Origin of the sequence: Streptomyces sp. NPDC092296, assembly GCF_044755465.1 — a bacterium.
Taxonomy (GTDB): domain Bacteria; phylum Actinomycetota; class Actinomycetes; order Streptomycetales; family Streptomycetaceae; genus Peterkaempfera.
This window is the reverse complement of record NZ_JBIVRB010000007.1, coordinates 28,389-53,180: the sequence shown is the minus strand read 5'-3', so window position 1 is coordinate 53,180 and position 24,792 is coordinate 28,389. Positions and strand designations below refer to the sequence as shown.

20 protein-coding genes are annotated in these 24,792 nt (G+C 72.6%); 19 read left to right on the top strand and 1 reads right to left on the bottom strand.

Features of this window, described 5'->3' with window-relative positions:
- Positions 1-52: 52 nt before the first annotated feature.
- The 19 genes from ACIQGZ_RS18110 (at position 53) to ACIQGZ_RS18020 (ending at position 23,505) form a co-directional block, all read left to right on the top strand.
- Positions 53-1,435 (top strand): bifunctional folylpolyglutamate synthase/dihydrofolate synthase, encoded by a 1,383-nt coding sequence (locus ACIQGZ_RS18110; RefSeq protein ID WP_402602883.1) that lies wholly within the window; start codon positions 53-55, stop codon positions 1,433-1,435.
- A 13-nt stretch (positions 1,436-1,448) separates the two neighbouring features.
- Positions 1,449-1,811 (top strand): DUF4233 domain-containing protein, encoded by a 363-nt coding sequence (locus ACIQGZ_RS18105; RefSeq protein ID WP_402602882.1) that lies wholly within the window; start codon positions 1,449-1,451, stop codon positions 1,809-1,811.
- Positions 1,812-1,899: 88 nt separating this feature from the next.
- A complete protein-coding gene (ndk, locus tag ACIQGZ_RS18100) occupies positions 1,900-2,313 on the top strand; it encodes a nucleoside-diphosphate kinase (protein WP_402602880.1) in 414 nt (137 codons plus the stop codon).
- Positions 2,314-2,640: 327 nt separating this feature from the next.
- Entirely contained in the window at positions 2,641-3,666 is a 1,026-nt protein-coding gene (locus tag ACIQGZ_RS18095) for a rod shape-determining protein (protein WP_111493389.1), read from the top strand.
- A gap of 87 nt (positions 3,667-3,753) precedes the next feature.
- The gene (gene mreC, locus ACIQGZ_RS18090; RefSeq protein ID WP_402602878.1) at positions 3,754-4,677 is read left to right on the top strand and encodes a rod shape-determining protein MreC; all 924 of its coding nucleotides are present in this window, start codon (positions 3,754-3,756) and stop codon (positions 4,675-4,677) included.
- A gap of 2 nt (positions 4,678-4,679) precedes the next feature.
- Positions 4,680-5,324: a rod shape-determining protein MreD gene (mreD, locus tag ACIQGZ_RS18085; protein WP_402602876.1), complete on the top strand. Its 645-nt coding sequence runs from the start codon at positions 4,680-4,682 to the stop codon at positions 5,322-5,324.
- Positions 5,325-5,382: 58 nt separating this feature from the next.
- Positions 5,383-7,641, top strand: a complete 2,259-nt coding sequence (mrdA, locus tag ACIQGZ_RS18080) for a penicillin-binding protein 2 (protein WP_402602875.1) — start codon at positions 5,383-5,385, stop codon at positions 7,639-7,641.
- Positions 7,638-8,840, top strand: coding sequence for a rod shape-determining protein RodA (gene rodA / locus ACIQGZ_RS18075; RefSeq protein ID WP_402602874.1), 1,203 nt, complete (start codon positions 7,638-7,640; stop codon positions 8,838-8,840). Before mrdA ends, rodA begins: the two co-directional genes overlap by 4 nt.
- A 92-nt stretch (positions 8,841-8,932) precedes the next feature.
- On the top strand, positions 8,933-10,858 hold the full coding sequence (locus tag ACIQGZ_RS18070; RefSeq protein ID WP_402602872.1) for a TIGR03960 family B12-binding radical SAM protein: 1,926 nt from the start codon (positions 8,933-8,935) through the stop codon (positions 10,856-10,858).
- A 231-nt stretch (positions 10,859-11,089) separates the two neighbouring features.
- On the top strand, positions 11,090-11,878 hold the full coding sequence (locus tag ACIQGZ_RS18065; protein WP_402603117.1) for a TIGR03936 family radical SAM-associated protein: 789 nt from the start codon (positions 11,090-11,092) through the stop codon (positions 11,876-11,878).
- A gap of 388 nt (positions 11,879-12,266) precedes the next feature.
- Positions 12,267-15,659: a ribonuclease E/G gene (locus ACIQGZ_RS18060; RefSeq protein ID WP_402602871.1), complete on the top strand. Its 3,393-nt coding sequence runs from the start codon at positions 12,267-12,269 to the stop codon at positions 15,657-15,659.
- Positions 15,660-15,890: 231 nt separating this feature from the next.
- A complete protein-coding gene (rplU, locus tag ACIQGZ_RS18055; protein WP_402602870.1) occupies positions 15,891-16,205 on the top strand; it encodes a 50S ribosomal protein L21 in 315 nt (104 codons plus the stop codon).
- Between the two features lie 13 nt (positions 16,206-16,218).
- The gene (gene rpmA / locus ACIQGZ_RS18050) at positions 16,219-16,473 is read left to right on the top strand and encodes a 50S ribosomal protein L27 (RefSeq protein ID WP_402602869.1); all 255 of its coding nucleotides are present in this window, start codon (positions 16,219-16,221) and stop codon (positions 16,471-16,473) included.
- 119 nt (positions 16,474-16,592) lie between these two features.
- A complete protein-coding gene (obgE, locus tag ACIQGZ_RS18045; RefSeq protein WP_402602867.1) occupies positions 16,593-18,056 on the top strand; it encodes a GTPase ObgE in 1,464 nt (487 codons plus the stop codon).
- Positions 18,057-18,201: 145 nt separating this feature from the next.
- Positions 18,202-19,383 (top strand): glutamate 5-kinase, encoded by a 1,182-nt coding sequence (gene proB, locus ACIQGZ_RS18040; protein ID WP_402602866.1) that lies wholly within the window; start codon positions 18,202-18,204, stop codon positions 19,381-19,383.
- 78 nt (positions 19,384-19,461) lie between these two features.
- On the top strand, positions 19,462-19,947 hold the full coding sequence (locus ACIQGZ_RS18035; protein ID WP_402602864.1) for a hypothetical protein: 486 nt from the start codon (positions 19,462-19,464) through the stop codon (positions 19,945-19,947).
- Positions 19,948-20,041: 94 nt separating this feature from the next.
- Complete coding sequence (locus tag ACIQGZ_RS18030) at positions 20,042-21,334, top strand: glutamate-5-semialdehyde dehydrogenase (RefSeq protein ID WP_402602863.1); 1,293 nt, start codon at positions 20,042-20,044, stop codon at positions 21,332-21,334.
- A gap of 90 nt (positions 21,335-21,424) precedes the next feature.
- The gene (locus tag ACIQGZ_RS18025; protein WP_402602861.1) at positions 21,425-21,997 is read left to right on the top strand and encodes a hypothetical protein; all 573 of its coding nucleotides are present in this window, start codon (positions 21,425-21,427) and stop codon (positions 21,995-21,997) included.
- Positions 21,998-22,137: 140 nt separating this feature from the next.
- Positions 22,138-23,505: a hypothetical protein gene (locus ACIQGZ_RS18020; protein ID WP_402602860.1), complete on the top strand. Its 1,368-nt coding sequence runs from the start codon at positions 22,138-22,140 to the stop codon at positions 23,503-23,505.
- 30 nt (positions 23,506-23,535) lie between these two features.
- On the opposite strand, the gene ACIQGZ_RS18015 is transcribed toward ACIQGZ_RS18020, so the two are convergent.
- On the bottom strand, positions 23,536-24,609 hold the full coding sequence (locus ACIQGZ_RS18015; protein ID WP_402602859.1) for a M48 family metallopeptidase: 1,074 nt from the start codon (positions 24,607-24,609) through the stop codon (positions 23,536-23,538).
- Between the last annotated feature and the right edge of the window lie 183 nt (positions 24,610-24,792).

Genomic DNA, 24,792 nt, shown 5'->3' with positions numbered 1-24,792 from the left:
CGGGGCGGCCACCTGTGTCGGGGAGCGCCACCGCACTCCGTAGACTTGCGCTGTGAGCGACAAATCCCGCAAGACCCCCGACCACCCCGCCGAAGAGCTCCAAGCCGGACTGCGGGAGGTGGAGGCGGAGCTTGCACGTCGCTGGCCGGAGAGCAGGATCGAGCCCTCGCTGGACCGGATCGCCGCCCTGATGGACATCCTGGGCCAGCCGCAGCGCTCGTACCCGGCGATCCACATCACCGGCACCAACGGCAAGACCTCCACCGCCCGGATGATCGAGCAGTTGCTGCTCGCCTTCGAGCTGCGCACCGGCCGCTACACCAGCCCGCACGTGGAGTCGGTCACCGAGCGGATCAGCCTGGACGGCCTGCCGATCACGGTCGAGGGGTTCGTGGAGACCTACCGCGACATCGCCCCCTACATCGGCATGGTCGACCAGTCCCAGCCGGTCCCGATGTCCTTCTTCGAGGTGCTCACCGCCATGGCGTACGCGGCCTTCGCCGACGCGCCGGTGGACGTGGCCGTGGTCGAGGTCGGCATGGGTGGCAGCTGGGACGCCACCAATGTGATCGACGCCGCCGTCTCGGTGATCACCCCCATCGCGCTGGACCACACCGACAAGCTGGGCCGCACGCCCGGCGCCATCGCGGTGGAGAAGTCCGGGATCGTCAAGAAGGGCGCCCTCGCCGTGGTCGCCCAGCAGCCGCTGGACGCCGCCGAGACCATCCTGCGCCGCGCGGTCGAGGTGGACGCCACCGTGGCCCGGGAGGGCATGGAGTTCGGCCTGCTGCACCGCAGCCTCGCGGTGGGCGGGCAGCTGATCACCCTGCGCGGTATCGGCGGCGAGTCGTACGAGGACATCTTCCTGCCGCTGCACGGCGCCCACCAGGCGCACAACGCGGCGCTGGCGCTGGCGGCGGTGGAGGCGTTCTTCGGCGTCGGCGGCGCGCACAACGGGCAGTTGGACGCGGACAAGGTCCGGCAGGCGTTCGCCGCCGTCACCTCCCCGGGGCGGCTGGAGGTGGTCCGCCGCAGCCCCACCGTGCTGCTGGACGCCGCCCACAACCCGGCCGGGGCGCAGGCCACCGCCGAGGCGATCAGCGACTCCTTCGGCTTCACCCGGCTGGTCGGCGTGGTCGCCACCAGCAGCGACAAGGACATCCGAGGGTTGCTGGAGCAGTTCGAGCCGATCTTCGCCGAGATCGTGGTCACCCAGAACTCCACCCATCGCGCCACGCCCGCCGACCAGTTGGCCGAGCTGGCCGTCGAGGTGTTCGGCAGCGACCGGGTGCAGGTGGAGCCGCGCCTGGACGACGCCATCGACGCCGCCGTCGCCCTCGCGGAGGAGGGCGGCGACCTGGGCGGCGCCGGCGTGCTGGTGACCGGCTCGGTCTACACCGTGGGCGAGGCCCGCATCCTGCTCGGTCGGAACTAGGGAGACCGCCACCATGCGCACGCTGTGTTCCGCCACCCTGATCGGTGAGGCCCTGGTGGTGCTGTTCGCCGCCCTGGTCGCCATGCAGCTCTCCGACGTCCCGCACGGCACGCTCTGGGCGGTGAGCGGGGCCGCCATGGTCCTCTGCGTACTGCTGTGCGGCGCGCTCGGCCGCCGGGGCGGGGTCGAACTGGGCTGGGCGTTGCAGATCGGACTGATCGCCAGCGGCGTGGTGGTGCCCACCATGTACGGGCTGGGCGCGGTCTTCGCCGGCCTGTGGTGGTGCTCGGTGCACTACGGCCGCCGGATCGACGTCATCAAGGCGGCCCGCGCCGTGGCGGCGGACGAGGCCGAGGCCGCGGCCCCGGCGTCCTGACCAGCGGCGGGGGCCGGTCCGGGTGCCGGCCCCGCGAGGACGGCGGGTAACCTCCTGCTAAAGCCCGAATCACCCCTGGAGTCGCCCCGTGTCGCAGCGCACCCTCGTCCTCCTCAAGCCGGACTGCGTCCGCCGTGGTCTGATCGGCGAGGTCACCAGTCGGATCGAGCGCAAGGCGGACTGGGTCATCAGGGCGCTGGAGCTGCGCACCTTCGACCGCGCCACCCTGGAGCAGCACTACGCCGAGCACATCGGCCGGCCGTTCTACGAGCCGCTGTTGGAGTTCATGACCTCCGGCCCGTCGGTGGCGATGATCGTCGAGGGGGAGCGGGTCATCGAGGGCATCCGCGCGCTGGCCGGTCCCACCGACCCGATCGTGGCCGCGGCCGGCACCATCCGGGGCGACTTCGCGACCATCACCCGGGAGAACCTGATCCACGCCTCCGACTCCGAGGCGTCGGCCGAGCGCGAGATCAAGATCTTCTTCCCGACGTACGCCTGACCCCTGCCGACCCCGGGGCGCCCCGGCCCGCCGCCCCGTTCGGCGGCGGGCCGGACCGGTGATTGCCGAAATCGTCCGACCGGTGGAACCCCGGGCACCGACACGTGCGTCCCAATACCAGGAGAACAGTCCCCCCGCACCGACAATGGGCGAACGGTGTGCGTAGGCGTCCCCGAAGCGGGCGTGGCTACGATGGGGGACGGCTCACGGGCTGCCCGCCCGGTGCGGCGATGCCAAAGGCGCAGCACGTCGGCACGGCTGTCCGGCCGCCTGCCACCCCCACCCTCTTCGAGTTCGGGAAGGCCCTCTGATCCCATGGCGAACAACATGTCGTTCATCGGCCGTGACATGGCTGTCGACCTCGGCACCGCCAACACGCTGGTGTACGTCAGGGGTCGGGGCATCGTCCTCAACGAGCCGTCGGTCGTGGCGGTGAACACCAACACCGGCGGCATCCTCGCGGTGGGTGCCGAGGCCAAGAAGATGATCGGCCGCACCCCCGGCAACATCGTGGCCATCCGGCCGCTGAAGGACGGGGTGATCGCGGACTTCGAGATCACCGAGCGGATGCTCCGCTACTTCATCCTGAAGATCCACCGCCGCCGCTACCTGGCCCGCCCCCGGGTCGTGGTCTGCGTGCCCAGCGGCATCACCGGAGTCGAGCGCCGCGCCGTGATCGAGGCGTCCTCGCAGGCCGGCGCCCGCCAGGTGCACATCATCGAGGAGCCGATGGCCGCCGCGATCGGCGCCGGGCTGCCGGTCCACGAGGCCACCGGCAACATGGTGGTGGACATCGGCGGCGGCACCACCGAGGTCGCGGTGATCTCGCTCGGCGGCATCGTCACCGCGCAGTCCATCCGGGTGGCCGGTGACGAGCTGGACAACGCGATCGTCCAGCACATCAAGAAGGAGTACTCGCTGCTGCTGGGCGAGCGCAGCGCCGAGCAGATCAAGATGTCCATCGGCTCCGCCTACGGCATGGACGGGGAGAAGGACGAGCACGCCGAGATCCGAGGCCGCGACCTGGTCAGCGGGTTGCCCAAGACCGTGGTCATCTCCGCCGCCGAGGTCCGCACGGCCATCGACGAGCCGGTGAACTCGATCATCGACGCGGTGAAGACCACCCTGGACCAGTGCCCGCCCGAGCTGGCCGGCGACATCATGGACCGCGGCATCGTGCTCACCGGCGGTGGCGCCCTGCTGCGCGGTCTGGACGAGCGGCTGCGCCGGGAGACCGGCATGCCCATCCACATCGCGGAGAACCCGCTGGACTCGGTCGCGCTCGGCTCCGGCAAGTGCGTCGAGGAGTTCGAGGCGCTCCAGCAGGTCCTGGACTCGCAGCCGCGTCGTTAGCCCATTCCGGGGACCGCCGCAGCCGGGCCCGAGGCCCGGTGGGCGGCCCCTGGTCAGACCCCAGAGACGAAGGGCTCGTCCGAGCACGTGAGGGACACACGAGAGAGCCGGCTGCTGCTCATCCTGCTGGTGGCCATCGCCTTCGCCCTGATCACCGTCGACATCCGGGGCGGCGACGACTCGCCGCTGAACGGCGCCCGGGACACCGCCTCGACCGTGCTCGGCCCGGTCGAGCGGGGTGTCGCCTCCGCCGTCGACCCGGTGGCCGACGGGGTCAGGTCGATCCGCGACGCGGGCTCCCACCAGAACCGGCTGCGCCGGCTGGAGCGTCAGAACGCCGCGCTCAAGCAGCGGCTGGCCTCCTCCGACATGGCCTCCAGCCGTACCAAGCAGCTGGACAGCCTGCTGAAGACCGCCGGCTCCGGCCAGTACGCCATCAAGGCGGCGCAGGTGATCGCCATAGGAGCGGCCCAGGGCTTCTCCTGGACCGTCACCATCGACGCGGGCAGCGACGACGGCATCACCCGTGACATGACGGTCATCAACGGCTCCGGCCTGGTCGGCCGGGTCACCACGGTCGGCCACACCACCGCGACCGTCCTGCTGGCCTGCGACCCCGACTTCACCGCCGGCGCCCGGATGGAGGGCAGCGAGGAGATCGGCTTCGCCAGCGGCCAGGGCACCCGCCCGATGAAGGTGCAGCTGCTCAACGGCCGGGCCCAGGTCAAGCGGGGCGACCGGCTGGTGACCTTCGGCTCGGAGAAGGGCCGCCCCTTCGTCCCCGGCGTACCGGTCGGCACCGTCACCTCGGTGGAGCCCACCCCCGGCGAGCTGACCAAGACCGTCATGGTCGAGCCCTTCGTCTCCTTCACCAAGCTGGACCTGGTGGGCGTGGTGGTCGAGGAGCCGCGTACCGACCCCCGGGACACCGTGCTGCCGCCCAAGCCCCGGCCCGCGGCCACCACCACCCCCCCGGCCAAGGCCGTGACCACCGCGAACAAGAAGGGCTGACGATGCGCCTGAACCGCGTGCTGCTCTCCGCCGTACTCATCGTGGTGGCCCTGGTCGTGCAGGTCAGCGTGCTGGCCCGGCTCCAACTGCCCGGCGCCGTCCCGGACCTGCTGCTGCTGGTGGTGCTCGCCCTGGGCCTGGTGTACGGGCCGACCGGCGGTTGCATCGTCGGCTTCTGCGCCGGTCTGCTGGCCGACATCGCGCCGCCGTCCGACCACGCCATCGGCCGCTATGCGCTGGTGCTCTGCATCCTCGGGTACGCGGCCGGGCTGGCCCGCCCGGAGAGCGGCCGGCTGCGGTCGGTCACCGGGCCGCTGCTGGTGGTCGCGGTCGGCGCGGTCGCCTCCACGCTGCTCTACGCGGCGGTGGGCGCCCTGGTCGGCGACACCGCCGCCCGGCACGTCGGCCTGGTCGGACTGATCGTCACCGCCCTGGTGTACGACGTGCTGCTGGCCCCCTTCGTGGTGCCCGGCGTGATGGCCCTCGCCCGCCGGGGCGAGCCCGACCCGGTGGTCTCGGTCGGCGGCATCGGCAGCGGCGGCGGCAGCGCCGGGGGCACGCTCGGCACCCTGTCCAAGTACGCGCGCGGCACCTCCTACGGCGGCCGGAAGAAGAGCCGGGTCTCGGGCCTGGTCAAGCGCCCATGACCCCCGCCCCGGCCGCCGCAGCACCCGTGTGGTCGCGAACTGCCCCTCAGGAGCGCCCGTGAGCAACATCCCGGAGACCGGCCGCACCCGGCGGGTGACGATCCGTCTGGTGGTCCTCCAGGTCCTCGTCCTGTCCCTGCTGGCCACCCTCGGCGGCCGGCTCTGGTACCTCCAGATCCGCAACGGCCAGGAGTACACCGCCGCCGCCTCGCAGAACCACATCCGCGAGGTCGTGGAGCCCGCCGTGCGCGGTGAGATCCTGGACGCCTCCGGCCGGGTGCTGGCGGGCAACACCACCAAGCTGGTGGTCTCGGTCAGCCGTACCTCGCTGCTCCAGCAGAAGGACGGCGGCAGCGCCGTGCTGGACCGGCTGGCCGCAGTGCTGGGGATGCCCGAGAAGGACGTCCACGACAAGGTCCGGCTCTGCAACGCCACCACCCCGCAGCCCTGCTGGAACGGTTCCCCCTACCAGCCGATCCCGGTCACCACCGAGGCCACCACGCAGCAGGCCATGCAGATAATGGAACGCCGCGAGGACTTCCCCGGAGTCACCGCCCAGCCCACCGCGCTCCGCCAGTACCCCGCCCCGTCGGGCGCCAACGCCGCCCAGATGCTCGGCTACCTCTCGCCGGTCACCGACGAGGAGGTCAAGAAGACCGCGGACAAGGTCGGCCGGGAGAAGTACCAGCCCGCCGACCAGATCGGCCGCGCCGGTCTGGAGTCCGTCTACGACGACGACCTGCGCGGCACCAGCGGCGTCAACCGGCTGGAGGTCGACAACCTCGGCCGGGTGATCGGCAGCGCCGGGATCACCCCGCCGGTCTCCGGCAACAACGTGGTCACCAGCATCGACGCCCGGGTGCAGAGCCTGGTGGAGAAGGAGCTGCTGGAGGCCATGAAGGCGGCCCGCCAGGTGTACGACAGCAGGACCAGGGCCATGTTCAAGGCCGACTCCGGCGCCGCCGTGGTCATGGACGTGCACACCGGTCGGATCATCGCCATGGCCAGCGCACCCAGCTACGACCCCAACCTCTGGGTCGGCGGCATCTCCGCGAAGGACTACAAGAGCCTCACCGACCGGAAGTCCAACTACCCGCTGCTCAACCGGGCCACCCAGGGCCTGTCGGCCCCCGGCTCCACCTTCAAGGTGATCTCCACCTCGGCCGCCGTGCAGGCCGGCTACCCGCTGGACGGCAAGTACCTCTGCTCGCCCAGCGTGACCATCGGCGACCACGTCTTCAACAACGACGAGGGCGAGAGCTACGGCATGATCAGCCTGGAGCGGGCGCTGGAGGTCTCCTGCGACACCGTCTTCTACGGCCTGTCGTACGACCAGTGGAAGAAGGACGGCGGCACCAGCCCCAAGAAGCCCAAGGACTGGTTCTACAAGACCGCCCACCAGTTCGGTCTCGGCGCCACCACCGGCATCGACCTGCCCAGCGAGGTGGCCGGCCGCGTTCCGGACCGCAAGTGGAAGCAGGACTACTGGGACGCCAACCACGACGAGTGGTGCAAGCTGAAGAACAGCCCCAAGACCGATGAGGCCACCCTGATCGCCAAGGAGAACTGCGTCGACGGCTATGTGCTGCGCGCCGGTGACTCGGTCAACTACGCGATCGGCCAGGGTGACACCCTGGTGACCCCGATCCAGATGGCCCGGATCTACTCCGCGCTCGCCAACGGCGGCACCCTCTACCAGCCCGCCGTCGCCAAGGCCATCGTCGGCCCGGACGGCAAGCTGGTGCGCGAGATCAAGCCGAAGGCCGTCGGCAAGCTCCCGGACGACAAGAAGACTCTCCAGTACATCGACCAGGCCACCGCGGGCGTGATCACCGAGGGCACCGCCGCCTGGAAGTTCGCGGGCGCCGGCTGGCCGCAGGACAAGATCACCCTGCACGCCAAGACCGGTACCGCCGAGGTCTCCGGCAAGCAGTCGACCTCCTGGCTGGACACCTACAGCGACGACTACGCGGTGATCATGACCATCTCCCAGGGCGGTACCGGCTCCGGCGGTTCCGGTGACGCGGTCCGCAAGATCTACGAGGGCCTGTACGGCGTCAAGGACGGCAAGGTCGACCCCAAGAAGGGCCTGCTGCCCAAGCCGCAGTCCGCCCTGCCGAAGTTCAACGCCGACGGCAGCGCGGTCGTCAAGACCGCCTACGTCCCCGCCGACACCATGCTGATCCCGGCCGACGGGCCCACCGCCCCCGGGCCGAGCGCCCTGCCGCCCTACCGCCGCGAGCTGTGGGCCGACCCCCGGCGCCCGCTGCACCCGGCGCCCGCCACCGGCACCCGGCTGAGCGGGGGACTGGCATGACCGGCCTGACGTCCTCGTACCGCGCCGTCCGGCTGGCGCCCCGCCGCAACGCCCTGCAACGGCTGCTGAACCGCGACTCGCCGGTGCGCCGGATGGACTGGCTGCTGCTGCTCTGCGCGCTGGCGCTCTCGCTGGGCAGCTCACTGCTGGTCTGGTCGGCCACCCGCAACCGCACCGACCTCAACCACGGCGACCCGCAGTACTTCCTGCTGCGGCACCTGCTGAACACCGTCATCGGGCTCGGCCTCTTCGCGGTGGTGATCGCCATAGGGCACCGCCGGCTGCGTACCGCCGTGCCGTTCCTCTATGTGCTCTCGCTGCTGGTACTGCTCTCGGTGCTGACCCCGCTCGGGGCCACCATCAACGGCAACCGCAACTGGATCGTGCTGGGCGGCGGCTTCTCCATCCAGCCGTCGGAGTTCGCCAAGGTCACCATCATCCTGGGCATGGCGGTGCTGCTCTCCGCCCGGGTCGACGCGGGGGAGCGGGAGAGCCCGGACCACCGCACCGTGCTCCAGTCGCTGATCCTGCCCGCCGTCCCGATGGGCATCATCATGATGATGCCCGACCTGGGCTCGGTGATGGTGATGGTGGTCATCGTGCTGGGCGTGCTGCTCGCCTCCGGTGCGCCCAACCGCTGGGTGCTCGGCCTGATCTCGGCGGGTGTGGTCGGCGCGCTGGCGATCTGGAAGCTCAAGCTGCTCAGCCAGTACCAGATCGACCGGTTCGCCGCCTTCGCCAACCCGGCGCTGGACCCGGCGGGCGTCGGCTACAACACCAACCAGGCCAGGATCGCCATCGGCTCCGGCGGGCTGATGGGCAAGGGCCTCTTCCACGGCACCCAGACCACCGGCCAGTTCGTGCCCGAGCAGCAGACCGACTTCGTCTTCACCGTGGCGGGGGAGGAGCTGGGCTTCATCGGCGCCGGGCTGATCCTGGTGCTGCTGGGCGTCATCATGTGGCGGGCCTGCCGGATCGCCCGTCAGGCCGGCGACCTGTACGGCACGGTGGTGGCGGCCGGGGTCGTCGCCTGGTTCGCCTTCCAGGCGTTCGAGAACATCGGCATGACGCTCGGCATCATGCCGGTCGCCGGCCTGCCGCTGCCCTTCGTCAGCTACGGCGGCTCGTCGATGTTCGCGGTCTGGATCGGCATCGGGCTGCTCCAGTCGGTCCGGATGCAGCGCCCGATCTCCGCCTAGCCGTCCCTCCCCCCGGGGGCGGCGGGCGGAGTCCCCGCGCCGCGTTACCCTTGGGGGTCACCCTGCTCACGTCACGAAAGACGACCTGTCTGATGCCTGTCGAGTCGGTCTTCCCGCGCCTGGAGGCCCTCCTCCCGCACGTCCAGAAGCCGATCCAGTACGTCGGTGGCGAACTCAACTCGACCGTCAAGGACTGGGACTCCTGTGACGTTCGCTGGGCCCTGATGTACCCGGACGCCTATGAGGTCGGGCTGCCCAACCAGGGCGTCATGATCCTCTACGAGGTCCTCAACGAGCGCGAGGGCGTGCTCGCGGAGCGCACCTACAGCGTCTGGCCGGACCTGGAAGCGCTGATGCGCGAGCACGGTGTGCCGCAGTTCACGGTGGACGGGCACCGGCCGGTCAAGGCGTTCGACGTCTTCGGGCTGAGCTTCTCCACCGAGCTGGGCTACACCAACATGCTCGCCGCGCTCGACCTGGCGGGCATCCCGCTGGAGGCCCGGGACCGCACGGTCGACGACCCGATCGTGGTGGCGGGCGGCCATGCCGCCTTCAACCCGGAGCCGATCGCGGACTTCGTGGACTGCGCGGTGGTCGGCGACGGCGAGCAGGCGGTGCTGGACATCACCGGCCTGGTCCGCGGCTGGAAGGCCGAGGGCCGCCCCGGCGGCCGCGACGAGCTGCTGCTGCGGCTCGCCCGGACCGGCAATGTGTACGTCCCGAAGTTCTACGACGTGGAGTACCTGCCGGACGGCCGGATCGCCCGGGTGGTGCCCAACACCCCCGGCGTGCCGTGGCGGGTCTCCAAGCACACCGTGATGGACCTGGACGAGTGGCCGTACCCCAAGCAGCCGCTGGTCCCGCTCGCGGAGACCGTGCATGAGCGGATGTCGGTGGAGATCTTCCGGGGCTGCACCCGGGGCTGCCGCTTCTGCCAGGCCGGCATGATCACGCGCCCCGTGCGGGAGCGAAGCATCACCGGCATCGGCGAGATGGTGGAGCGGGGCCTGAAGGCGACCGGCTTCGAGGAGGTCGGCCTGCTGTCGCTCTCCTCCGCCGACCACACCGAGATCGGTGACATCGCCAAGGGCCTCGCCGACCGCTACACCGACGACAAGATCGGCCTGTCGCTGCCGTCCACCCGGGTGGACGCCTTCAACATCGACCTGGCCAACGAGCTCACCCGCAACGGCCGCCGCTCCGGCCTCACCTTCGCCCCCGAGGGCGGCAGCGAGCGCATCCGCAAGGTGATCAACAAGATGGTGTCGGAGGAGGATCTGATCCGCACCGTCGCCACCGCCTACGGCAACGGCTGGCGCCAGGTGAAGCTGTACTTCATGTGCGGCCTGCCCACCGAGACCGACGAGGACGTGCTCCAGATCGCCACCATGGCGGCGAACGTCATCGCCAAGGGCCGCGCGGTCACCGGGCAGAACGACATCCGCTGCACCGTCTCCATCGGCGGCTTCGTGCCCAAGCCGCACACCCCCTTCCAGTGGGCGCCGCAGCTGGGCGTGGCGGAGACCGACGCCCGGCTGGCCAAGCTGCGCGACGCCATCCGCGCCGACCGCAAGTACGGCAAGAACATCGGCTTCCGCTACCACGACGGCAAGCCCGGCATCGTGGAGGGCCTGCTCTCACGCGGCGACCGCCGGATCGGCAAGGTCATCCGGGCCGTCTACGACGACGGCGGTCGCTTCGACGGCTGGCGCGAGCACTTCTCGTACGACCGCTGGATGGACTGCGCCGACAAGGCCCTCGCCCCGTTCGGCGTGGACGTCGACTGGTACACCACCCGCGAGCGCGGCTATGAGGAGGTCCTGCCCTGGGACCACCTGGACTCCGGTCTGGACAAGGACTGGCTCTGGGAGGACTGGCAGGACGCCCTGGAGGAGGTCGAGGTCGACGACTGCCGCTGGACGCCGTGCTTCGACTGCGGCGTCTGCCCCCAGATGGACACCTCCATCCAGATCGGCCCCACCGGCAAGAAGCTGCTCCCCCTCACCGTGCTCAAGTAGCCCCGCGCGGCCCCGCACCGGCCCGTCTCCGGCCCCCCGGAGGCGGGCCGGTCCCGTGCGACCGGGCGGGGTCGGACGCCGGGCTGAAGCGCCCGGGTGGGGGGTGGGGCCGGGGCCGCGTACGCTTGGGGTGTAAGGGTTCGGCCCGGGAGGGCCGGGCATTGGCCACTCATGAGGGACTGAGCGACACTGGCACGCCGTATGCCCGAAGGTCCGCCGCCCGCTCCGGCGGTGCAGCGCATCAGGCTGCGCTACACCAAGCGCGGCCGACTCCGGTTCACCAGCCACCGTGACTTCCAGCGGGCCTTCGAACGGGCACTGCGGCGGTCGTCGGTCCCGATGGCCTACTCCGCGGGGTTCACCCCGCACCCCAAGGTCTCGTACGCCAACGCCGCCCCCACCGGCGTGGCCAGCGAGGCCGAGTACCTGGAGATCGCGCTCACCGAGGCCAGGGACCCGGAGCAGTTGCGGGCCCAGCTGGACGAGTCGCTGCCGACCGGGCTGGATGTGATCGACGCGGTCGAGGTGCACACCTCGAACTTCGCCGACCAGCTCCAGGCGTCGGTCTGGGAGATCCGGCTCGACGGCGTGGCCGTCGAGGAGGCGGCCAAGGCGGCGGAGGTCTTCCTCGCCGCCGAGCGGGTCGAGGTGGAGCGGCTCACCAAGAACGGCGTGCGCAGCTTCGACGCGCGCGGTGCGGTCGCCGCTCTGGCGGTGTCCGAACCGCAGGCGGCGGTACAGCCAGACGGCGGTACCGATATCCGGTCGGGTCGGGCCTGTGCGATACTGCGCCTGGTAGTGCGGCACGCCACACCCGCCGTACGACCTGACGACGTCCTGTCCGGTCTTCGTGCGACGGCCGACCTCGCGCCGCCGGTCCCCGCAGCGGTGACCAGGCTGGCGCAGGGGCCGCTCGACGGGGAGTCCGGCACGGTGACCGACCCGCTGGCGCCCGACCGCGCCGCAGCCACGGCCGTCCCAACCGCGACCGCCGGGCCGCGCGCCGCCGCGACGGCCTAGCGCCGGTCCTGCCGCTCAGCCGAGTGCGCGAGCGTCGTCACAACAACGAGGGACCTGCCCTCCTTGCCCCGCCACCGGGGTAGGAGGCCCCTCCGTACCCGCGGATCGGGTGCGGAGAACCCTCCTCCCGCCGCGGCCGAGGCCGAAGGGACGCGAGGAGAGGTCCTGGCCCCAGGGAGCCACCCGGGGTTGGGGACCGTGCACTTTGAGAAGACTGGTCAGACCAGAAGACTTTCGGAATCCCCTGGTGGGACGCCGAGTGAGACAACGAGCCCCCGTGCGGCCTCGCGCCCGCATGGCGGCACCGTGAGCCGGCTTTCGCTGCCGGCACCGGTGCCATGCCGTGCCCGGTCGCGGAGCCCGGGGGCCTGACGGGAGATACGCCCGCATGCTCGAAATCAACGAGCCGCAGGATTCGGCGTCGGACGGCACTGCCGCCGGCGCACCCAACAACGAGACCGGTGCCGGGGAGAGCGCGTCCGCCGCGCCGCCGCGCCGCCGCAGGCGCGCCGTGTCGCGCCCGGCGGGGCCGCCGCAGGGCGCGGAGCCCGAGGCGCCTGCCGCGCCCGAGCCGGTCGAGTCCGCGCCCGCTGAGTCGGTGGCTGCTGAGGCGGCGCCGGTCGAGGAGGCCGTGGCGGAGAAGCCGAAGCGGGTGCGGCGTACCCGTAAGAAGGCCGAGCCGGCCCCGGAGCCGGTGGCCGAGACGCCTGCCGCGCCCGAGCCGGTCGAGTCCGCGCCCGCTGAGTCGGTGGCTGCTGAGGCGGCGCCGGTCGAGGAGGCCGTGGCGGAGAAGCCGAAGCGGGTGCGGCGTACCCGTAAGAAGGCCGAGCCGGCCCCGGAGCCGGTGGCCGAGACGCCCGCCGCGCCCGAGCCGGCCGAGCCGGTGGCCGCTGAGGCGGCGCCCATCGAGGAGCCCGCAGCCGAGGAGCCCGCAGCCGAGGAGCCGGTCGAGGCCGCCGTCCCCGAGCCGCAGCCCGAGCTCGACCCGGAGCCCGCCCCCCGGCCCCGCCGCCGCGCGGTGCGCCCGCCGACCGCGATCTTCCAGCCGCCGGTCTTCCAGGAGCCCGTCGTCATCACCGCGCCCGCCGCGCCGTCGCACCGCGACGACGAGGAGGAGGCCGAGGACGTCGAGCAGGGTGGTCGTCGCCGGCGCCGCCGCCGGGCGGCCACCCCGGCCGGTCCCGCCGCCGTGGTGGAGGCGGCCCCGGCCGCGCCCGCCCCCGCCGCAGTCGAGGACGAGGCCGAGCCGGAGCACGAGGAGGAGCCGGAGGGCCGCGAGGCCGAGCACGGCGAGGACGACGGCCGCCCCTCGCGCCGCCGCCGCCGTGGTGGCCGCCGCCGTCGTCGCGGCGACGCCGAGGACCGGGGTGAGGCCGAGGACCGGGGCGACGAGGACCACGACGAGCAGGAGGACGAGTCCGCCGAGGGCGCCGCCCAGGAGCCCGACGAGGACGACGAGGAGGACGACCTGGCCGCCGGGCTGGCCTCCTCGCGCCGCCGTCGCCGTCGCCGCCGTCGCAGCGGTGACACCGGCCCCGAGCTGGACGCCGCGGGCACCGACGACCCCGAGCGCACCGTGGTCAAGGTCCGCGAGCCGCGCAAGAAGGCGTCCCATGAGCCCGCCTTCGACCCGGACGAGGTGCAGTCCATCAAGGGCTCCACCCGGCTGGAGGCCAAGAAGCAGCGCCGCCGCGAGGGCCGTGAGCTGGGCCGCCGCCGGGTGCCGATCATCACCGAGGCCGAGTTCCTGGCCCGCCGCGAGTCGGTGGAGCGCGTGATGGTGGTCCGGCAGAGCGGCGAGCGCACCCAGATCGGCGTGCTTGAGGACGGCGTGCTGGTCGAGCACTACGTCAACAAGGAGCAGGCCACCTCGTACGTCGGCAATGTCTACCTGGGCAAGGTCCAGAACGTGCTGCCGTCGATGGAGGCCGCCTTCGTCGACATCGGCAAGGGCCGCAACGCCGTGCTGTACGCGGGCGAGGTCAACTTCGGCAGCCTGGGCGGCCATGGCGGCCCGCGCCGGATCGAGTCGGTGCTCAAGTCCGGCCAGTCGGTGCTGACCCAGGTCACCAAGGACCCGATCGGCCATAAGGGCGCTCGCCTGACCAGCCAGGTCTCGCTGCCCGGCCGCTACCTGGTGTACGTCCCCGAGGGCTCGATGACCGGGATCAGCCGCAAGCTGCCCGACACCGAGCGCACCCGGCTGAAGCAGATCCTCAAGAAGATCGTCCCGGATGACGCGGGCGTCATCGTGCGCACCGCCGCCGAGGGCGCCAGCGAGGAGGAGCTGACCCGGGACGTGCAGCGGCTCCAGTCGCAGTGGGAGGACATCCAGAAGCGGGTGTCCGGCGGCAATGCGCCAACCCTGCTGTACGGCGAGCCGGACATGACCGTCCGGGTGGTCCGCGACATCTTCAACGAGGACTTCAAGAAGGTCATCGTCCAGGGCGACGAGGCGTGGGGCACCATCCACGAGTACGTCAGCCACGTGGCCCCGGACCTCGCCGACCGGCTCCAGCGGTGGACCTCGGACGTGGACGTCTTCGCCACGTACCGGATCGACGAGCAGCTGATGAAGGCGCTGGACCGCAAGGTGTGGCTGCCCAGCGGCGGTTCGCTGGTGATCGACCGCACCGAGGCGATGGTCGTGGTCGACGTCAACACCGGGAAGTTCACCGGCCAGGGCGGCAACCTGGAGGAGACGGTCACCAGGAACAACCTGGAGGCGGCCGAGGAGATCGTCCGGCAGCTGCGGCTGCGCGACCTCGGCGGCATCATCGTCATCGACTTCATCGACATGGTGCTGGAGTCCAACCGCGACCTGGTGCTGCGGCGGCTGCTGGAGTGCCTGGGCCGGGACCGTACCAAGCACCAGGTGGCCGAGGTCACCTCGCTGGGCCTGGTGCAGATGACCCGCAAGCGGGTGGGCCAGGGCCTGCTGGAGTCCTTCTCCGAGCCGTGCGTGCACTGCAACGGGCGCGGCGTCATCGTCCACATGGACCAGCCGACCGCCCCCGGTGGTGGCGGCGGCACCTCGGGCAGCGCGAGCAAGCGCCGCCGCCGGGGCAAGGGCGGCGCGGGCGCGGGCGAGCAGCACCTCCACGAGCACGAGCTGGACCACGACGGGCACGAGGAGCCCGAGGAGGAGCCCGAGCACCTCGCGGCCGAGCAGCCGGCGGCGGAGGCCGTCGAGGCGGCGGTCGTGGCGGAGGTCGAGGCCCCCGAGCCGGTCGAGGCCGTCATCGTGCCCGAGCCGGTCCCGGCCGCGACCCCCGCCGAGGCCCCGGTGGCAGCGGCGCCCGAGGCGGCGCAGCCGGTGGAGGCGCCCGCCGCCCCGGCCGGCCGTCCCCGCCGCCGCGCGGTGCGCAAGGCCACCGCTCCGGCCGGTCCGCCGGCCGAGGCGCAGGCCGGTGTGCTGGTCCTGCCGTCCCGTACGGCGGACACCGGGGCAGCGGAGACCGGGGCAGCGGACACCGGGGCGGCGCAGCCCGCAGCGGCGGCCGAGCCGGTCGCGCCCCAGGCCGAAGCCGAGCCCGCCGCCCCGGCGGAGATCCCGGCCGAGATCCCGGCCGAGCCGGTCGCGCCCGAGGCGGAGGCCGAGCCCGCGCCCCGCAAGCGCGCCCCCCGCAAGGCGGCCGCGAAGAAGACGACCACGGCGGCCAAGAAGACCACCGCGGCGAAGAAGACCACCGCCCGCAAGACCGCCACCAAGCGGTCCACGGCGGCGAAGAAGACGGCCGCGAAGCCGGAGGGCGAGCCCTCCGCCCCGGCGGCCGAGTAGTCGGTACCGGGCCCGCCCGCCCCGCCCGTCCGCCCCTTCGGGGGTGCGGCGGGCCCGGGGCGGGCGGGTCCGGTTTGCTCCCCGACCAGCGGGTCCGTATTCTTGGCCCTCGGCGTGTCTGCGCCATGCTCCCGAGCAGTGACCTCCCGGGCAACCGGGGGAGGCCTCCTGTGTACTCGCCAGGAAGGCTGGCATCGGGGGTTCCGACCGAGTAGAGAAAGCAGGTACCGCGTGTACGCGATCGTTCGCGCCGGCGGCCGCCAGCACAAGGTCGCCGTCGGCGACGTGCTGGAGATCGACCGTGTTGATGTCAAGCCCGGTGACTCGGTCGAGCTCTCGACCATCCTGGTCGTGGACGGCGAGGCCGTCACCAGCGACCCGTGGGTCCTGGCCGGCATCAAGGTCCGCGCCGAGGTTGTCGACCACACCAAGGGCGACAAGATCACCATCCTGAAGTACAAGAACAAGACCGGTTACCGCAAGCGGATGGGTCACCGCCAGAAGCACACCGCGGTCCGTATCACCGGCATCGACTCCGCGAAGTAAGGGGCAGGGAGACATGGCACACAAGAAGGGCGCTAGCTCTACCCGCAACGGCCGCGACTCGAACGCCCAGCGCCTCGGCGTGAAGCGCTTCGGCGGCCAGGTCGTCAACGCCGGCGAGATCATCGTCCGCCAGCGCGGCACCCACTTCCACCCGGGCGCCAACGTGGGCCGCGGCGGCGACGACACGCTGTTCGCGCTGTCCGCCGGTGCCGTCGAGTTCGGCACCCGTCGCGGGCGCCGCGTGGTCAACATCGTCGTCGGCGAGTGACCACGACCTGACGCAGCATCAGGAAGGGTGGACCGGAATGCCCGGTCCACCCTTCCCGTTTAACCACCGGGCCCTTCCGCCCCGGTTTGCACGCATTCCCCTTCCTGGAGGCACTTCCCATGACCACCTTCGTGGACCGCGTCGAGCTGCACGTCGCCGCGGGTAACGGGGGCCACGGCTGCGCCTCCGTCCACCGGGAGAAGTTCAAGCCGCTGGGCGGCCCCGACGGCGGCAACGGCGGCCGGGGCGGTGATGTGACGCTGGTGGTGGACGCCAACGTCACCACCCTGCTCGACTACCACCACTCCCCGCACCGCAAGGCCACCAACGGCAAGCCCGGCGCCGGCGGCAACCGCTTCGGCGCCGACGGCCAGGACCTGGTCCTGCCGGTCCCCGACGGCACCGTGGTGCTCGGCGCCGACGGCGAGGTGCTGGCCGACCTGGTCGGCCACGGCACCGCCTTCGTGGTCGCCGCCGGCGGCCGGGGCGGCCTCGGCAACGCCGCCCTCGCCTCCGCCCGCCGCAAGGCCCCCGGCTTCGCGCTGCTGGGCGAGCCCGGCGACGTCCGCGACATCGTCCTGGAGCTGAAGACCGTCGCCGACGTGGCGCTGGTCGGCTACCCCAGCGCCGGCAAGTCGTCGCTGATCTCGGTGCTCTCCGCCGCCAAGCCGAAGATCGCGGACTACCCCTTCACCACCCTGGTCCCCAACCTCGGCGTGGTCACCGCCGGCGAGGTCGTCTACACCGTCGCGGACGTCCCCGGGCTGATCCCCGGCGCCAGCGAGGGGCGCGGCCTGGGCCTGGAGTTCCTGCGGCACGTCGAGCGCTGCGCCGCCCTGGTGCATGTGCTGGACTGCGCCACCCTGGAGCCCGGCCGCGACCCGCTGAGCGACCTGGAGACCATCGAGGCCGAGTTGGCGGCGTACGGCGGCCTGGAGGACCGGCCCCGGCTGGTCGCCCTCAACAAGACCGACGTGCCCGACGGCCAGGACCTGGCCGACATCGTCCGCGCCGACCTGGAGTCGCGCGGCCACCGCGTCTTCGAGGTGTCCGCCGCGTCCCGCAAGGGCCTGCGCGAGCTGAGCTTCGCCATGGCCGGTGTCGTCGCGGCGGCCCGCGCCGCCGCCCCGGTCCAGGAGGCGACCCGGGTGGTGCTGCGGCCCACCGCCGTGGACGACACCGGCTTCACCGTCACCGTCGAGGACGGCTTCTACCGGGTGCGCGGCGTCAAGCCGGAGCGCTGGGTGCGGCAGACCGACTTCGCCAACGACGAGGCGGTCGGCTACCTCGCGGACCGGCTGGCCCGGCTCGGCGTCGAGGCCGAACTGTGGAAGGCCGGGGCCAAGGAGGGCGCCGAGGTCGTCATCGGTCCGGACGAGAACGCCGTGGTCTTCGACTGGGAGCCCACCATGGCCACCGGCGCCGAGATGCTCGGCCGCCGGGGCGAGGACCACCGCTTCCAGGGCCAGCGGCCCGCCGTGGACCGCCGTCGCGAGCGGCAGCTGGGCCGCGACGACGCCGACGCCGAGTACGCCGCCTTCGACCCGCTGTCCTCCGGCCGGGCCGCCGACGAGGACGCCTGACGACGCTCGCTCCCGTCCGGGTGAAGCGTCCGGGGGGTGACATGGGCGGCCGGACCGGTCGGCCCATCGCGTAGATTGCGGTATGGCGGGCGGACGCGCGAGCGGACCGCCCGCCGGACCAGCGGATCTGGGTGGGAGCGAGGGCGTGGCGGTGGCCGCAGCGGAAGCCGGGGACGGACACGGCGGGGAGCAGCTGCGGGACGACGTCCTGCGGGCCCGGCGGATCGTGGTGAAGGTCGGCTCGTCCTCACTCACCACCGCCGCGGGCGGGTTGGACGCCGACCGGGTGGACGCCCTGGTCGACGTGCTGGCCAAGGCCCGTACGCCGCGTGGCGCCGACGCGCAGCCGACCGAGGTGGTGCTGGTCTCCTCCGGCGCCATCGCCGCCGGGCTGGCCCCGCTGGGCCTCGCCAGCAGGCCGCGCGACCTGGCCCGGCAGCAGGCCGCCGCCAGCGTGGGCCAGGGCCTGCTGGTGGCCCGCTACACCGCCTCCTTCGCCCGGTACGGCCTGCGGGTCGGGCAGGTGCTGCTGACGGCGGAGGACGCCAGCCGCCGGGTGCACTACCGCAACGCCTACCGCACCCTGGACCAGCTGCTGGCGATGGGCGCGGTGCCGATCGTCAACGAGAACGACACCGTGGCCACCGCCGAGATCAGGTTCGGTGACAACGACCGGCTGGCCGCCCTGGTGGCCCACCTGGTCCGCGCCGACCTGCTGGTGCTGCTCTCCGACGTGGACGGCCTGTACGACGGCGACCCCAGCCGCCCCGGCACCAGCAGGATCGACCAGGTACGCGGCCCGCAGGACCTGGCGGGCGTCGAGATCGGCAGTAGCGGCAAGGCCGGTGTGGGCACCGGCGGCATGGTCACCAAGGTCGAGGCCGCCCGGATCGCCACCGGCGCGGGCATCCCGGTGGTGCTCACCGCCGCCAGCCAGGCCGCCGACGCGCTGGCCGGACGGTCGACCGGCACCCTCTTCCACCGCACCGGCGAGCGGGCCGCCGACCGGCTGCTCTGGCTGGCGCACGCCAGCAACCCGCGCGGGGCGCTCACCCTGGACCCGGGGGCGGTCAAAGCCGTGGTGGAGCGGCGCAAATCCCTGCTCCCGGCGGGGCTGACGCGCGTCGACGGCGATTTCGCCGCCGGCGATCCGGTGGACCTTCTTGACGAAAACGGCCACATCGTCGCGCGCGGACTGGTCAACTTTGATGCGAGGGAGTTGCCCCGCCTGCTGGGCCGGTCCACCCATGACCTGGCGCGGGAGCTGGGTCCCGCCTATGAGCGCGAGGTCGTCCACCGCGACGACCTGGTGGTGCTGCGCGACTGAGGCGCGGCGCGAGCAGGTGAGCAGCGGGCCCGGGGGCGATCGGGACCGGAGACGACATCGCCGGACAGGAGGTCCCCGGTGGGACGCAGGCGCCAGGACACACTGCCGGGAGCACCGTCGGCCGGAGCACCGCTGGGGCGGGCGCTGACCAGCATCGAGGGTGGTCTGGGCAGCGCGTCGGCGGAGTGCCGGCGGCAGGGCGACCCGGCGGCGGTCCCCGACCCGGACCGGCTCTGGCACGTGGTGCTCAGCGTGGCCGGGCGCAGCGTCCCGCTCGGTGAGCTGCGCAGCGGCCTGGAGCAGCTGGCCCAGGACCACCCCTTCCTGCTCACCGCCCGGTACGCCGCCGACCACGCCGAGGTCCGCTACTGGGAGCAGGCCCGCGATCTGCATGACGCCGCCGCGATGGCGCTGCGGCTGTGGGGGGAGCACCGGGCCAGCGCCGGGCTGCCCGCCTGGGAGATCGTCGGTCTGGAGGTGGTGGACCGGGCGACCTACCACAAGCGGGTGGCGGAGGGGTACGGCGAGCCGCCGGCCTTCCGGGGCGGCGTGCATCCGTATTGAAGGCCGTCGACTGAAGGCCGTCGAACGTCCGCGCCGGTGTCTCATTCACTGATAAGCCGGCCGCAACGGCCCGTCGGCTCAGTACGCTTCCGTCATGAGCAGCGCTGACTCCTTCGCCACCGACTCGCCCGTACTCGCCGCCGCGCGCCGCGCCCGGGAGGCGGCCGCCGCACTCGCCCCACTGCCGCGCGCGGCCAAGGACGCGGCGCTGCTGGCCGTGGCGGACGCGCTGGTGGCCCGGTCCGGGGAGATCACCGCCGCCAACGCCGAGGACGTGGGCCGGGCCCGTGAGGCGGGCACCGCCGAGTCGGTGGTGGACCGGCTGACGCTGACCGACGAGCGGGTCGCCGCCATCGCCGCCGACGTCCGGGACGTGGTGGGCCTGCCCGACCCGGTGGGCGAGGTGGTGCGCGGCTACACCCTGCCCAACGGGCTGGACGTCCGCCAGGTGCGGGTGCCGCTCGGCGTGGTCGGCATCATCTACGAGGCCCGGCCCAATGTGACGGTGGACGCCGCCGCGCTCTGCCTGAAGTCCGGCAACGCGGTGCTGCTGCGCGGCTCGGCCTCCGCCTACCGCTCCAACACCAAGCTGGTCGAGGTGGTGCGGGACGCGGTGGCCGCCGCCGGGCTGCCCGCCGACAGCGTGCAGCTGGTGCCGGGCGAGAGCCGGGACTCGGTCAAGGAGCTGATGCGCGCCCGGGGCCTGGTCGACGTGCTGATCCCGCGCGGCGGCGCCTCGCTGATCCGTACGGTGGTGGAGGAGTCCACCGTGCCGGTGATCGAGACCGGCACCGGCAACTGCCATGTCTATGTGGACGGCCAGGCCGACCTGGGCACCGCCGTCGACATCCTGATCAACTCCAAGGCGCAGCGGGTGAGCGTCTGCAACAGCGCCGAGACGCTGCTGGTGCACCGGGACAGCGCCGACGCCTTCCTGCCGCTGGCGCTGGACGCGCTGGCCGAGGCGGGAGTGACGGTGCACGGCGACGAGGCGGTGCTCGCCGCCGCCCGGCGGCACGGCGGTGCGGCCACCGTGGTCCCGGCCACCGAGGCGGACTGGGAGACCGAGTACCTGTCGTATGACATCGCCGCCGCCGTGGTGGACTCGCTGGAGGACGCGGTGGCGCACATCCGGCGCTGGTCCTCCGGGCACACCGAGGCGATCGTCACCACCTCGCAGGCCGCCGCGCGCCGGTTCACCCAGTTGGTGGATGCCACCACGGTCGCGGTGAACGCCTCCACCCGCTTCACCGACGGCGGCCAGTTCGGCTTCGGCGCCGAGATCGGCATCTCCACCCAGAAGCTGCACGCCCGGGGCCCGATGGGGCTGCCGGAGCTGACGTCCACCAAGTACATCCTCACGGGGGACGGACATGTGCGCGGCTGAGCCGGGCCGGGTGGCGTGATCCGGACTGCTCCGGGTGGGGCATTCCCGGGACCCACAGACAAACGGGCCGCGCGGTAATACGCTGAGTCCGTGCCCGACGATGTGGGGGGTTCGCCGTACCCGGACGGCGCCGACCACGGTGGTGCGGACGATGCGTTCGCAGCCGTGGTCTTCGACGAGTCGTTCATCCGCGCCGCCACCGTCCACGAGCCGTCCGCCCATGAGCGGATGCTCGCCGCCGTCGAGGCCCGGCTGGAGTTGGAGGCCACCGGCGGTGGCCGGGTCTACGGCGGGGCGGACGACGGCGCGGAGCCGGTCGACGACGGCCTGCCGGAGGAGTTGCGCCCGTACCGGGGCGACGCGGCCGGTGTCCACTGGGGCGGCTCGGCGTACCCCGTGCGCAGCAGCCGGTTCGGCCGACCTGGGCGCCGGGGCGGTCGGCACGCGCCGGCGCACATCCGCTGGCATCGGCCGGTGGCGTGGTTCCTGGCGGTGATCATGGGAGTGAGCGTGATCGCGGTCGCCGTGGCGGCGGTCTACCGGGGGACCGGTGGCGGTGCCTCCTCGCCGCCCCGCCCGAACACCGGGAACATCGGCACTCCGGCGGTCGACCAGCCCCAGCAGCCGCAGCTGACCGGGCTCTCCGGCGGCGTCGGCGGCTGACCGGCCGGGCGGCGAAGCCGCTCGAACCGCTGCGGACTGCGGCAATCGGTCCAATCCGGTCGCTTCTCCATGAAGTCCTGTCAGAACTCAACCCCTCCCGGCCTCGTTCACCATCGCCCGGGAGACTTACCCTTGACCTCATGGGTGACCGGGAGGAGCCTCCGGAGGGCGTGCCCGAGGGCGTTCCCGGCGGCGACGATGAGTTCCGTTCCGTGGTGTTCGACGAGTCGTTCGTCCGGGCTGCGCGCATCCAGGAGCCCGCGGCCAGTGAGCGTGTCGGCTCCGCCGGCCACGGGGTGCGCCGCCGCGTCGGCCGCCCGTTCGTCACACTGCCCCGCCAGGCGTTCGCGCTGATGCTGCTGATAGCCATGGCCTTCGCCGCCGCCGTCTACCTGGGCATCCGCCACCCCTACCGGGAGCCGGAGGCGGACGGCAGCCGGCTGACCGCGAACATCGTGCCGCTGGCCCCGGCGAGCGGCACCGCCGCGCCCGCACCGGACTCCGGAGACCCCTTCGCCCAGCTGGAGCGGGTGCCCGGCGCCGCCTTCTACGACGGCAGCGTGGGCCTGACGCCGCCGGTCGCCACCGCCACCAGGCACTTCTCCGACGATCAGGTGAGCCGGGCGCTGGCCGCCGTCCAGCAGTACCTGGTCGCCTCCTCGCTGGACTCCAAGGTCCTGGTGGAGGGGAGCACCGGCGCCGTACGGGACCTGCTGTCACCCGGGCAGCAGGCCCAGTTCGACGCCGCCGTCAGCGACCCCAGGGACGATCAGCACCATGAGGCGACCGGCTGGCTGGTGCGGTTCGACCCGGCGCAGGTCACCCTGGCGGTCTCCCGGGTCAAGGTGGCGGGCGGGATGACCTTCGGTGAGTCCGACGACCGGACGCTTGAGGTGCTCACCGACCACACCTTCGTCTACGCGTTGCAGGCCGCGCCGCACGACGGCCGGACGTCCGCCGACACCGTCACCGGCACCCCCACGGCCGGACCGGAGCCGACCTGGTCGGCCACGGCGAGCCCGACCCCGGCGATCCCGGCCGGAGCGCCCGGCCCGACGGTGCCCGCCGGACCGCTCGGGCCGGGGTCGGTCTCACCGGGGGCCTCACCGGGGTCGGCCTCGCCGGACCCCGAGGAGGCGCTGCCGGACCAGCGGTCGGTGCCCGGTGAGCCGGTGACCCTGTTCACTGTCCGCCGCGAGCTGCGCTTCCGCTTCGACCGCGCCGACATCAGCGACGCGCGGGTGGAACTGGTCGACTCGGTGCTCCAGGCCGGCCCGATGGCCTGCGACGCGCACGCCGAGCAGTATCTGCGCCCGGTGCTGGCCGACCGTCCCGCCCCCGGCGCCACCCGGTCACCGCACGCCCGGGGCAGCGCCACCGCGCCCCCGCCGCTGGGCAGCACCCAGGCCGGGATAGACCCGCTGGACCGGCTGCACCGCCCCGCCTGGCAGGTGTGCGGGGTGCTCAGCGGGCCGATGGCGAACCTGCCGACCGGCTCGACCGGCTGAGCACCCCGGGCACCGCACCCGGCGCCGGAGTCAGCTCTCGGCGCCCTGCGGCTCGCCGCCGGCCGCGTCCCCGCCGCTGCGCGAGCCGGTGAAGACGTCGCGGAGCTTGCTGCCGACCTCCCCGGCGCCGCCGGTGATGTCCCGGATCAGGCCCATCAGCGGGTCCTTGCTCTCCTTGACCGACTTGGCGTACGACTCCGCCGTGGCCTTCCACTGGTCGGTCACCGAGGCGTCGGCGTCGTCGGTGCGGCGCGGGTAGGCCCCGGCCAGCACCGAGCGGTACTCCTCACTGGCCGCCCACTTCTTCAGCTGCGCCACCCGCACCGCCGCGAACGGGTGGGTCTGCGGCAGCACCTGGAGCAGCTTGATCACGCCGTCCCGCAGGTCACCGGCGCGCTCGTACTCCTCGGCCTGCTCGATGAAGGCGTCCACGTTCATCTCGGCCAGGTGGTGGCCGCCCGCCAGCTTCATCAGCCCGCGCATGGAGGCGTTGAGGTCCTGCCCGGCCAGCAGCCCCGCCCGGTCGCAGGAGAGCTCCGACTTGCGGAACCACTCCTTGAGTGCGGTGATGATGGCCATGATCGCTATGTTGCCCAGCGGCAGCCAGGCGATCCGGGTGGCGATGTTGCTGAGGATCAGCAGCATCGTCCGGTAGACCGCGTGGCCGGACATGGCGTGCCCGACCTCGTGGCCGACCACGGCCCGCATCTCCTCCTCGTCCAGCATCTCCACCAGCCCGGTGGTCACCACGATGATCGGGGTGTCCATGCCGATGCACATGGCGTTGGGCTGCGGGTCCTGGGTCACATACAGCTCCGGGACCTTCTCCAGGTCCAGGATGTACGCCGCGTCGCGCACCATGTCGTACAGGTGCGGGAACTGCCGCTCGGAGGTCCGCACCGCCGTGGCCAGGAACATCAGCCGGACGCTGCGCTCCGACACCAGGCCGGCCAGCTTCTTGAGCACCTCGTCGAACCCGGTGAGCTTGCGCAGCGCGACCAGCGCGGAGCGGTCGGCCGGGTGCTCCCAGGCCCGGGTGGAGATGCCGGGGAACCGCTTGCGGTTGCGACTCGGCACACTGCTGTTGTCCGTGGGGTCCGTCATCTTCTGAGTACCTCCTGGTCGACGCCGGTCCCGTGCTCCCGGGCCCCCGCCGTCCGCTTCGTCCGTCGCCTTCTCGTACTCGTCCCCGCCGTCACACTACGGTGCGGGGTCCCGCCGCGTCCCCCCTCCGGGGGGTGGGGCGCCCTCGGCTGTCCGGTACGCCCCGGTCTACGCTGGAGGCGC